This is a genomic window from Scandinavium sp., assembly GCF_036271055.1.
Taxonomy (GTDB): domain Bacteria; phylum Pseudomonadota; class Gammaproteobacteria; order Enterobacterales; family Enterobacteriaceae; genus Scandinavium.
Genome location: NZ_DATBBJ010000006.1, coordinates 101,624 through 112,882, shown reverse-complemented (window position 1 = coordinate 112,882; position 11,259 = coordinate 101,624). Strand labels below are relative to the sequence as shown.

9 protein-coding genes are annotated in these 11,259 nt (G+C 54.5%); 5 read left to right on the top strand and 4 right to left on the bottom strand.

Annotated elements, in window-relative coordinates:
* From carB to VH187_RS00895, 4 genes are all read right to left on the bottom strand, one after another.
* A partial coding sequence (gene carB / locus VH187_RS00910) for a carbamoyl-phosphate synthase large subunit (protein ID WP_329699617.1) occupies positions 1-3,113 on the bottom strand: 3,113 nt, incomplete at its 3' end.
* Positions 3,114-3,131: 18 nt separating this feature from the next.
* Entirely contained in the window at positions 3,132-4,280 is a 1,149-nt protein-coding gene (gene carA / locus VH187_RS00905; protein ID WP_329699616.1) for a glutamine-hydrolyzing carbamoyl-phosphate synthase small subunit, read from the bottom strand.
* Positions 4,281-4,735: 455 nt separating this feature from the next.
* Positions 4,736-5,557, bottom strand: a complete 822-nt coding sequence (gene dapB, locus VH187_RS00900) for a 4-hydroxy-tetrahydrodipicolinate reductase (protein WP_329699615.1) — start codon at positions 5,555-5,557, stop codon at positions 4,736-4,738.
* Positions 5,558-5,689: 132 nt separating this feature from the next.
* Positions 5,690-6,697 carry a LacI family DNA-binding transcriptional regulator gene (locus VH187_RS00895; RefSeq protein WP_329699614.1) on the bottom strand — a complete coding sequence of 336 codons (1,008 nt, stop codon included), beginning with the start codon at positions 6,695-6,697 and terminating at the stop codon, positions 5,690-5,692.
* A 187-nt stretch (positions 6,698-6,884) separates the two neighbouring features.
* On the opposite strand from VH187_RS00895, the gene VH187_RS00890 reads away from it, so the two are divergent.
* From VH187_RS00890 to VH187_RS00870, 5 genes are read left to right on the top strand one after another with little or no spacing between them, the layout of a single operon-like run.
* Entirely contained in the window at positions 6,885-8,630 is a 1,746-nt protein-coding gene (locus tag VH187_RS00890; protein ID WP_329699621.1) for a class I mannose-6-phosphate isomerase, read from the top strand.
* Between the two features lie 2 nt (positions 8,631-8,632).
* Positions 8,633-9,061: a PTS sugar transporter subunit IIA gene (locus VH187_RS00885; RefSeq protein ID WP_329699613.1), complete on the top strand. Its 429-nt coding sequence runs from the start codon at positions 8,633-8,635 to the stop codon at positions 9,059-9,061.
* An 11-nt stretch (positions 9,062-9,072) separates the two neighbouring features.
* Positions 9,073-9,567 (top strand): PTS sugar transporter subunit IIB, encoded by a 495-nt coding sequence (locus VH187_RS00880; RefSeq protein WP_329699612.1) that lies wholly within the window; start codon positions 9,073-9,075, stop codon positions 9,565-9,567.
* A gap of 10 nt (positions 9,568-9,577) precedes the next feature.
* Positions 9,578-10,375, top strand: coding sequence for a PTS mannose/fructose/sorbose/N-acetylgalactosamine transporter subunit IIC (locus VH187_RS00875; protein WP_329699611.1), 798 nt, complete (start codon positions 9,578-9,580; stop codon positions 10,373-10,375).
* The gene (locus VH187_RS00870) at positions 10,375-11,190 is read left to right on the top strand and encodes a PTS system mannose/fructose/sorbose family transporter subunit IID (RefSeq protein ID WP_329699610.1); all 816 of its coding nucleotides are present in this window, start codon (positions 10,375-10,377) and stop codon (positions 11,188-11,190) included. The genes VH187_RS00875 and VH187_RS00870 overlap by 1 nt, the downstream gene beginning before the upstream one ends.
* Positions 11,191-11,259: the final 69 nt, after the last annotated feature.

Sequence of the window (11,259 nt, the reverse complement as noted above, 5' to 3'; positions counted from 1 at the left end):
ACTTTGTACTGCAGCGCGCTGCGGCGAATCAGCTTGGAGTCTTCAATCGCCTGACGACCTGCGGTGGTGTTGATGATGTAGGTGTACTCGCCATTCTTGATACGGTCCTGAATGTGCGGACGACCTTCATGCACCTTGTTGACCAGACGCGGGTTGATACCGGCTTCACCCAGTACGATAGCCGTACCGTGGGTGGCATCCAGTTCAAAGCCCTGTTTCAGCAGTTTCGCTGCCAGGTCTACTACACGTTCTTTATCCCCTTCACGCACGGAGAGCAGCGCGCGACCCTGCTTTCTCATGGTTGAGCTGCTGCCCAGCTGCGCTTTAGCGAAGGCTTCTGCGAAGGTACGACCCACACCCATAACTTCACCGGTGGAGCGCATTTCTGGCCCTAACAGCGGGTCAACGCCCGGGAATTTGTTGAACGGCAGCACCACCTCTTTCACCGAGTAGTACGGCGGGATGATTTCTTTGGTGTGACCTTGCTGCGCCAGGGTCTGACCGACCATCACGCGCGCCGCCACTTTCGCCAATGGCAGGCCGGTGGCTTTCGAGACGAACGGCACAGTACGCGCCGCACGCGGGTTGACTTCAATCAGGTACACTTCGTTGTCTTTCACCGCGAACTGGACGTTCATCAGACCGCGCACCTGCAACTCAAAGGCCAGTTTCTGCACCTGTTGGCGCATCACATCCTGAATTTCCTGGCTCAGCGTGTAGGCTGGCAGAGAACATGCGGAGTCGCCGGAGTGAACGCCTGCCTGCTCGATGTGTTCCATGATACCGCCAATCAGCACGCTTTCGCCGTCGCAGATGGCGTCTACGTCCACTTCTACCGCATCATCGAGGAAACGGTCCAGCAGCACTGGCGCGTCGTTAGAGACGCTGACAGCGGTCTGGAAGTAGCGACGTAGGTCGGCTTCGTCGTAAACGATTTCCATCGCACGGCCACCGAGAACATAAGACGGACGCACCACCAGTGGGTAGCCAATCTCTTTCGCTTTTTCTACCGCCATTTCAATCGCGGTGACGGTGGCGTTCGCAGGCTGTTTCAGCTTCAGACGGTCAACCGCCTGCTGGAAACGCTCACGGTCTTCCGCACGGTCGATAGCGTCCGGGCTGGTGCCGATAACCGGAACGCCAGCGGCTTCCAGCGCACGCGCCAGTTTCAGCGGCGTCTGACCACCGTATTGCACGATAACACCCTTCGGTTTCTCGATGCGCACGATTTCCAGCACGTCTTCGAACGTCACCGGCTCAAAGTACAGGCGGTCGGAGGTGTCGTAATCAGTTGATACGGTTTCCGGGTTACAGTTAACCATGATGGTCTCGTAACCGTCTTCACGCAGCGCCAGTGAGGCGTGAACGCAGCAGTAGTCGAATTCGATACCCTGACCGATACGGTTCGGGCCGCCGCCGAGGACCATGATTTTATCGCGGTCGGAAGACGGGTTCGCTTCGCATTCGTCTTCATAGGTGGAGTACATGTACGCGGTGTCGGTGGAGAACTCTGCGGCGCAGGTGTCCACACGCTTGTAGACCGGATGCAGGTTGTACTGCTCACGCAATTTACGGATTTCAGACTCGCGCACGCCTGCTAGTTTAGCCAGACGCGTATCGGCGAAGCCTTTACGCTTGAGCATACGCAGGAAGTCAGCGTCGAGACCGGTGATGCCGATATCAGCCACTTGCTCTTCCAGACGGACCAGCTCTTCAATCTGCACCAGGAACCAGCGGTCGATATTGGTCAGATTGAATACGCCGTCTACAGACAGCCCGGCGCGGAATGCGTCGGCGATGTACCAGATACGCTCAGCGCCTGCATCTTTCAATTCACGGCGGATTTTGGTCAGTGCTTCCGGGTCATCAAGACTCACTTTCGGGTCGAAGCCCGTCGCGCCCACTTCCAGGCCACGCAACGCTTTTTGCAAAGATTCCTGCTGTGTGCGACCAATCGCCATCACTTCGCCGACGGATTTCATCTGCGTGGTTAAACGGTCATTCGCGCCAACAAATTTTTCGAAGTTAAAGCGTGGGATTTTGGTGACAACGTAGTCGATTGACGGCTCAAAGGAAGCAGGAGTGCGGCCTCCAGTAATGTCGTTCATCAGTTCGTCGAGGGTATAACCCACCGCCAGTTTCGCCGCCACTTTTGCAATCGGGAAGCCGGTCGCTTTTGACGCCAGCGCGGAAGAACGGGACACGCGCGGGTTCATTTCGATAACAATCAGACGACCGTTTTTCGGGTTCACCGAGAACTGGACGTTCGAGCCACCGGTTTCCACGCCGATTTCACGCAGTACCGCCATCGAGGCGTTACGCATGATTTGGTATTCTTTATCAGTCAGCGTCTGCGCAGGCGCTACGGTGATGGAGTCACCGGTATGAATGCCCATTGCGTCGAAGTTTTCGATAGAGCAGACGATGATGCAGTTGTCGTTTTTATCACGCACAACTTCCATCTCGTACTCTTTCCAGCCAATCAGCGACTCGTCAATCAGCAGCTCTTTGGTCGGAGAAAGATCCAGACCGCGTTCGCAAATCTCTTCGAACTCTTCACGGTTGTATGCGATACCGCCGCCAGTGCCACCCATGGTGAACGATGGACGAATGATGCACGGATAACCGACGTCAGCGGCAACTGCCAGCGCTTCTTCCATCGTGTGGGCAATGCCGGAGCGCGCAGTGTCGAGGCCGATTTTCTTCATCGCCACGTCGAAACGGCGGCGGTCTTCGGCTTTATCAATCGCATCGGCTGTCGCGCCAATCATGGTCACGCCGAACTCTGCCAGCACACCCTGACGTTCCAGTTCCAGCGCACAGTTCAGCGCGGTCTGGCCGCCCATGGTTGGCAGTACTGCGTCCGGGCGCTCTTTTTCGATAATTTTGCGTACCACTTCCCAGTGAATCGGCTCGATGTAAGTCGCATCGGCCATTTCCGGGTCGGTCATAATCGTTGCCGGGTTGGAGTTCACCAGAATGACGCGGTAGCCCTCTTCACGCAGCGCTTTACACGCCTGGGCACCGGAGTAGTCGAACTCACAGGCCTGACCGATAACAATCGGGCCAGCGCCAAGGATCAGGATGCTTTTTATGTCTGTACGTTTTGGCATGGTTTTCTCAGCTCCTGATTATTTAGCGGTCTTACGGTATTGCTCGATAAGTTCGATGAAATGATCGAACAGCGGCGCGGCATCGTGCGGGCCTGGGCTCGCTTCAGGGTGGCCCTGGAAGCTGAACGCGGGCTTGTCGGTGCGATGAATGCCCTGCAAGGTGCCATCGAACAGCGACTTGTGGGTCACGCGCAGCGTGGCAGGCATTGTGGCTTCATCTACTGCAAAACCGTGGTTCTGCGCGGTGATCATCACCTTATCGTTGTCGATATCTTTTACCGGATGGTTGCCGCCGTGGTGGCCGAACTTCATCTTGATGGTTTTGGCTCCGCTCGCCAACGCCAGCAGCTGATGACCGAGGCAGATACCGAACACAGGAATCTCGGTTTCGAGGAATTTCTCAATCGCGGTAATGGCGTAATCACACGGAGCCGGGTCGCCCGGGCCGTTGGAGAGGAAAATGCCGTCCGGATTCATTTTCAGCACCTCTTCTGCCGATGTCTGCGCTGGCACCACTGTCAGGCGGCAACCGCGATCCACCAGCATGCGCAGGATGTTGCGCTTCGCGCCGTAGTCGTATGCCACGACGTGGAACGGTAATTCTTCTTCTTTCTTCGCTTCCGGCAGCTCACCCGCCAGTGTCCAGCTTCCCTGAGTCCAGCTATAGCTTTCTGCGGTGGTCACTTCTTTCGCCAGATCCATGCCGTTCAGGCCCGGGAAGGCTTGTGCTTTTTCCAGCGCCAGCGTCGCATCCAGGTTATCACCGGTAATGATGCAGCCGTTTTGAGCGCCTTTTTCGCGCAGCAGGCGGGTCAGTTTGCGGGTATCGATATCGGCAATCGCCACGATGTTGTGACGTTTCAGGTAAGAAGAGAGGTCTTCGGTGTTGCGGTAGTTGCTGGCAATCAGTGGCAGGTCGCGAATGATGAGGCCTTGAGCGTGTACCTGGGAAGATTCTTCATCAGCGGCATTGGTGCCGACATTACCGATATGGGGATAAGTGAGAGTGACGATTTGGCGAGAATAGGAAGGATCAGTGAGGATTTCTTGATAACCGGTCATTGAAGTATTGAAAACGACTTCCCCAACCGCCGTGCCCGTTGCCCCTATGGCCCGACCGTAAAACTGGGTTCCGTCTTCCAGAACCAAAAGCGCTGACTTAATCAAAACATCCTCCAGGGAATATTCACTCAGTTTATTTGCATATTAATTCACTCAACATGACGAATCAATGCAAATCTGCTGCTCGCGAAATTCGTGCAAACGGCGGCATTCTGGAGATTATCGCAGGGAAAGTCAACGCAAAGGAGGGTATTTTTTATGTAATTTAGCGCCACTGGAACATAGTACGCTGTAAAGCAGGCAAAAAGATCAGCTAATGACCCCTAAGAGAACGCTTGCGCACCAGGATAAGTGTTAAACAGTATGGGCGCTCGTGCAAAAGTGGACCAAATGGTCAAAATTTACATTTACTCAACGTAAAAACAGGAGATCACATTTAATTTAAAGCGTTATTACATAAAATAGTGATGAAAGCGATAAAATTTAAGGGCAATAAAATATTGCCCTTTGCAATCAATATATTGAGATTGCCACAACCACATCACGATGGGGTAAACCTGTCATAATTTGTTGAGATCAAGCACATCACGCATATCAAAAAGACCGTTAGGCTTACCATTTAGCCACAACGCCGAACGAACAGCCCCATTGGCGAAGGTCATGCGGCTTGAGGCTTTATGCGTAATCTCTACGCGTTCACCTATATCGGCGAACATCGCTGTGTGTTCGCCGACGATATCGCCAGCACGTACAGTCGCAAAACCGATAGTCCCCGGCACGCGTTCACCGGTATAACCTTCACGACTATAGACCGCACACTCTTTCAAATCTTTGTCCATGGCATGCGCAATCGCTTCGCCCATTGCCAGCGCGGTGCCTGATGGCGCATCGACTTTATGGCGATGATGCGCTTCGATAATTTCAATATCGGTATAGTCGCCCATGACTTTCGCCGCCTTTTCCAGCAGCTTGAGCATCACGTTTACGCCGACACTAAAGTTAGCCGCAAAGACGATACCGATACTTTCAGCCGCTTCACGAATGGCTTGTTTGCCTGCCTCATCAAAACCGGTAGTGCCGATAACCATCCCTTTGCCGTGCTCGCGGCAAAAAGCCAGATGATGCAGGGTCCCTTCCGGACGGGTGAAATCGATAAAGACATCGAAATCATCCTTGATGGCATCGAGGCTACTTTTCACCGTCACGCCAGTCACACCAACGCCTGCGAGTTCACCCGCATCAGCCCCGAGCAAAGAAGAACCTTCACGCTCCAGTGCTGCGCCCAACTTGACGCCCGCTAACTGCGTCGCCGCCTGAATCAGTTGCCGTCCCATACGGCCGCCCGCGCCAGCAATGGCGACGCGGATGTGTCCATCATGCATATCTATTCTCTTCGTTAATACAATGTAAATCGTTTTCAGAGTAACCAGCGGCTGAACACACTGCCACTCAAAAACGTCGATAATTAGAATTTAACGTGAAACCGCAGCCAATATCAGTAAAAAGCATAGCGGTTAGTGAAAGCCGCAGGATTCGCGAACCACCAGGGCAGGCGGCAGAATCACCCGCTTTGGCGGCTCGACATTGCCCTGAATGCGGCTGAATAACAATTCTCCCGCCTTGCGCCCTATTTCTTTCGCTGCCACCGATACCGTTGTTAGCGCAGGCTGGACCAGAGCGGCTTCGGTAATATCATCGAAACCCACCAGCGCAAAATCCCGGCCCGGCTCTCGGCCTGCTTTCCGTAGCGCCTGCATCACACCCAACGCCACGATATCCTGGTAACAAACCGCCGCAGTGATTTCTGGATAACGGCCCAAGAGTGCCTCCGCGACCCGAGCGCCATCACTTTGACTCGCCTGAGAAGTGACAATCCATTCCGGCCGCGGCGTGACACCGTTTTCCAGAAGTTTACTGGTAAATCCTCCCATACGCTGTGAACGGGTGCCGGAGTTCTGGCTCCCACCAATAAACGCAATATTGCGGTGCCCCAGTTTCAGTAGATGCGCCGTCGCCATTTGCGTGCCGAGGAAATTGTCGGTACCGACAAAATCGAAATCCGGATCGTCAAGCGGGCGAACAACCATAATCGCCGGAATATTGCGGCGTTTCAGGCCATCAAAAAAGGCCTGCGGAGTGCCACGAGCAGCACACAACACCATGCCACACGCGCTGTTACGCATCAGAGAATCAACAAACTTCTGCTGGCGCGCTTCCGACTCTTCGCTGTTGGCAAGAAACAGCAGCATCTCATGTCGCTCCATTTCATGGCTCAGACCTGCCGTCATTTCGCCATAAAACGGGTTAGTGATGTCATGCAGCAGTAATCCAACCTGATTGCTGCTGCCGTTGCGTAAATTGGCGGCGGTTTGGTTGTACACGTAGCCTGATTCATCCAGCGCTTTAAGCACTCGCTCCCGCGTGGCCTGCGAGATACGGCCTTTATTACACAGCACCATTGATACCGTTGCAGTCGATACGCCTGCTTTCTCAGCGACCTGTGCCAGCGTGATTGTGGTCATGATCCCTCCTTCGTCCCCACCAGATTAATCGAATAACCCAAATTTTGCATTATCCCTTGTGAGGTGCCTCACAGCCTGCAGGTTCAAATTCATCTCATTGTGGATTTTGGGGGATTAATCGCATTAACCACTCTTTTCACTTTCGGTTAATCGATTAATCTTTAAGGACGCATTCAGGGAGAAAATGATGAAACCAACAACCTACGATAAATGCCCGGAAGTCCCCATCAATGGATTTGATCACGAGGCCTGGCAAGGCTGGCAAGCCATTCTGACAGCACTTCACGCCCGACCAGACCATGAACACAAGACCGTTTTAGTGGTGGATTGCTATCCGGGGGTAAGACTGTCAGAACTGGAGAAACAGTTCATTCAGCTTAATGCCGTGATAAGCCTTAACGCTGAAACGGCTCGTCAGGATGAACAGGCGCTCCATACACTTTTAGCCCGTAACTTAACCGATGATCGGGTGTTCGGCGTCATGTCTTGCCATCAGTTGCCGGAGTTTTTTGACCCATTGCGACTGGAAGCATTACGCCAGCAGATAGCAAAAGTGCAAAGCGGTCTGGTCATCGTGTATGGCCCCGGTGCGTCACTGGTTCATCAGGGCGATGTGCTGGTTTACGCTGATCTGCCGCGCTGGGAGATCCAGCAACGCATGCGCAGCGGTGAGCTGGGTAACTGGGGCGTCGAAAACCAGGATGAAGATATTCTGCGGCGCTACAAACGCGCCTTTTTCATCGAGTGGCGCGTGTTCGACAGACACAAAACACCGTTGCTCAAACGTGCTGATTTTTTGCTCGATACCACCGTGGCGAATTCTCCAGTCATGGTCAGCGGCAATGCGCTGCGCGCAGGTCTGGAACAAACCGTGCAGCGTCCTTTCCGCGTGGTGCCGTTTTTCGATCCCGGCGTGTGGGGCGGCCAATGGATGAAAAACCAGTTCGATCTCGATCCCTCGAAACCTAACTACGCCTGGTGTTTTGACTGCGTGCCCGAGGAAAACAGCCTGTTGCTACGGTTTGGCGACGTGCGGATCGAGATCCCTTCTCTGGATGCGGTGCTGCTTCATCCCCGAGAACTGCTCGGAGAAAAAGTGCACGCACGCTTTGGGGCTGAATTCCCTATTCGCTTTGATTTCCTCGATACCATCGGCGGGCAAAACCTCAGTTTCCAGGTACACCCGTTGACCGAATATATCCAGCAGCAGTTCGGCATGCACTACACCCAGGATGAGAGTTATTACATTCTGGAGGCGGAGCCAAATGCGATGGTGTATCTCGGCACCAAAACAGGGATTGACCCGGCAGCGATGATCGACGATCTGCATCAGGCCGCCAGAGGCGAGAAAGCGTTCGATGATGCCCGCTTCGTCAATCAGATCCCCGCCCGTAAACACGATCACTTCTTGATCCCGGCGGGCACGGTTCATTGCTCTGGTTCAGGCACGATGGTACTGGAGATCAGCGCCACACCGTACATTTTCACCTTCAAACTTTGGGACTGGGGCCGTCTCGGAATGGATGGGCTACCCCGTCCGGTGCATCTGGCGCACGGCGAACAAGTCATTGACTGGCAACGCGACACGCAGTGGGTGCATGACCATCTGGTCAATCGCGTCGAGCCTGTGGAAGAAGGTGATGGCTGGCGCGAAGAGCGTACCGGGTTGCATGAAAGAGAGTTTATCGAAACGCGCCGGCACTGGTTCACTGCCCCAGTAACGCACTACACCAACGGCAGCGTTAACGTGCTGAACCTTGTCGAAGGCGCAGAAGCCCTGGTTGAAAGTCCGACCGGTGCCTTTGAGCCCTTTATCGTGCACTACGCCGAAACCTTTATCGTCCCGGCAGCTGTGGGTGAGTACCGAATTTCGCCCTGGGGAGAAGGACTCGGGCAACAGTTGGCGACCGTCAAAGCCTGGGTCAGGGGATAAAAATGATCAACGTGATTATCGCTTCACACGGGCCACTGGCAAGCGCCTTACTGGAAAGTGCCCGCATGGTATACGGCGAGTTGCCGCATGTTTATTGCGTCACTCTCGATAACGATTCCGGAATAGAAGGATTCAGAGATGATTTTAACCGCACGTTAGCGCAGGCAGGTGAAGGTGCCGACGGCGTACTGGTGCTGTGCGACATGCAAAGCGGCACACCGTGGAACGTCGCCTGTGAGCATGCTTTTTCACCAAACACCGTGCCCTCTGTGGCAGTCCTGGCGGGAATGAATTTCCCGATGCTGCTGCAAACCGACGATATCCACGCCCTGCAAGACGTTCACGTCGCCGCAGTACAACTGCTGGAACTGACACACTCGACGCTGGTTATCGCAGCCCCGGCATCGCTAACGCAACCTGATGATTTTTGAAGGAGTCCGCAATGAGTCTTTCCTTTGTTCGTATCGACGACCGCGTCATTCATGGGCAGCTCATCACGCGCTGGGCCAAAGAGCTGCCCTGTGACGGTATCATTGCCATTGATGATGCCGTCGCGGCCGACCCGCTGCTCTCCTCTGTGATGAAAGGAGCGGTATCCGACACCAAAGTCTGGCTGTTTGATACGGCCACCGCCATTGAAAAATTGCCGAAAGTTATCGCCAGCGAAAAGCGTTATTTCGTGATTGGTAAATCGCCCGTCACCTTGCAACGCATTGAGCAGGCGGGAGTCAGCCTGAAAAACAGTAACGGCAAAATCAACGTCGGTCCGATGAGCGCCCGCGCCAACACCACCACCATCGGCCCCAATCAATCGGTAAATGCCGATGAGATTGCCGCCTTTGAGTGGCTCACTGCCTTGGGTCATCTGGTTGAATTCCGCCTGGTACCAGATGCCAGCTGCTACAGCTGGCAGGACGCCCGGCAAAAGCTGAAATAAGGAGCCGAAAATGATTTTCGAAGCCACACTGATTGGTTTGCTCTGCTACCTCGGCGCGCTCAGCAGCCCCTGGTTGTTCGGGCTGACGGGCGGCTGGTACCTGATCACTCGCCCGCTGGTCTCAGGTATGTTAGTTGGCCTGATCCTGGGCGATGTGAAAACCGGGATTATGATCGGCGTCGCGGTTCAGGCGGTATACATCGCGATGGTGACGCCGGGCGGTTCGATGCCCGCTGATTTAAACTTTGTTGCCTATCCAGCCATTGCACTGGGGATCCTTTCGGGAAAAGGCCCTGAAGTGGCGGTTGCGCTGGCGGCTACCATCGGCATCGCAGGCACAATCTTGTTCAACACCATGATGGTATTGAACTCGTTCTGGAACCACCGAGCCGACATCGCACTGGAACGTGGCGATGAACGTGGGATCTACCTCAACAGCGCCATCTGGCCGCAAGCAACCAACTTTGTACTGCGTTTTGTGCCGACCTTTATTGCCGTGTACTTCGGCGCGCAATACATCAGCGGTTTTATGGACAGCCTGCCAAAAATAGTGATTGCCACCATGGGCGTGCTGGGCGGCATTTTACCCGCGGTCGGTATCGCTATCCTGCTGAAACAAATCATTAAAAACTACACCATGCTGATTTACTTCCTGGTCGGCTTTATCTGTATCGTTTTCCTGAAGCTGAACATGGTGGCGCTGGTGATCGTCGGGGCGCTGTTGGCGCTGATTCATTACAACTACAAGCCGGAAGCGCCGCAGCCTGCAGCGGCAAAAGCGGCTACAGACGATGAGGATGAATTCTGATGGAAGAACGTAAGCTAACCCGGGCCGACCTGCGCCGCTGCTGGCGCGCGTGGATGATGCACAATTTATCGTCGATGAGCTTCGAACGTCTGGAATCCTTCGGCTTCTGTCTGAGTATGCTGCCAGTAGCGCGAAAGCTTTATCCGGACGCGGCTCAGCGTACCGAAATGCTGCGTCGACACGCTTCGTTCTACAATACCGAACCGCAAATCGGCGCGATTGTTAACGGGATGGCGCTTGGTCTGGAAGAGAAAAAAGCCAACGGCGAACCGATTGACGGGGAAACGATCAACACCCTCAAAGTGGGCTTAATGGGGCCGATCGCCGGCATCGGTGATTCAATGATCCCCGGAATGCTGATCCCGATTCTGCTTAGCATCGGCATGGCGCTGGCAGCGGGCGGTAATATTCTGGGCCCGTTGTTTTACACCGTGGCATGGCTGGCGATCATTTTACCCGGCTCTTGGTTCCTGTTTCTGAAAGGCTACCAGATGGGATCTGGCTCGGTGGAAATGCTGGTCAGCAGCAAATCCACGCGCCTGCGTGAAGCCTTGTCGTTGCTCGGCGTATTCGTGATGGGCGGCGTCGCGGCGAGCTATGTCAAACTGGGCACCGGGCTGGAATTCATCACCAAAGATGGCGTCAACATCCACGTGCAACAGATGCTCGACGGTATTTTCCCGCAGCTGCTGCCGCTGATCGTGGTGCTCGGTACCTGGTATTTGATGGCCAAACGCGGCGTGTCGCCCGTAAAAGCAATGATTTTGCTGCTGGTACTGGCGGCGGCAGGTGTAGCGACTGGGCTGTTTGCTTAAGACTTTTGCCCGGCGGCACTGCGTTTGCACAGGCCTACAACGCGTATTTTGTAGGCCCGCTAAGCGCAG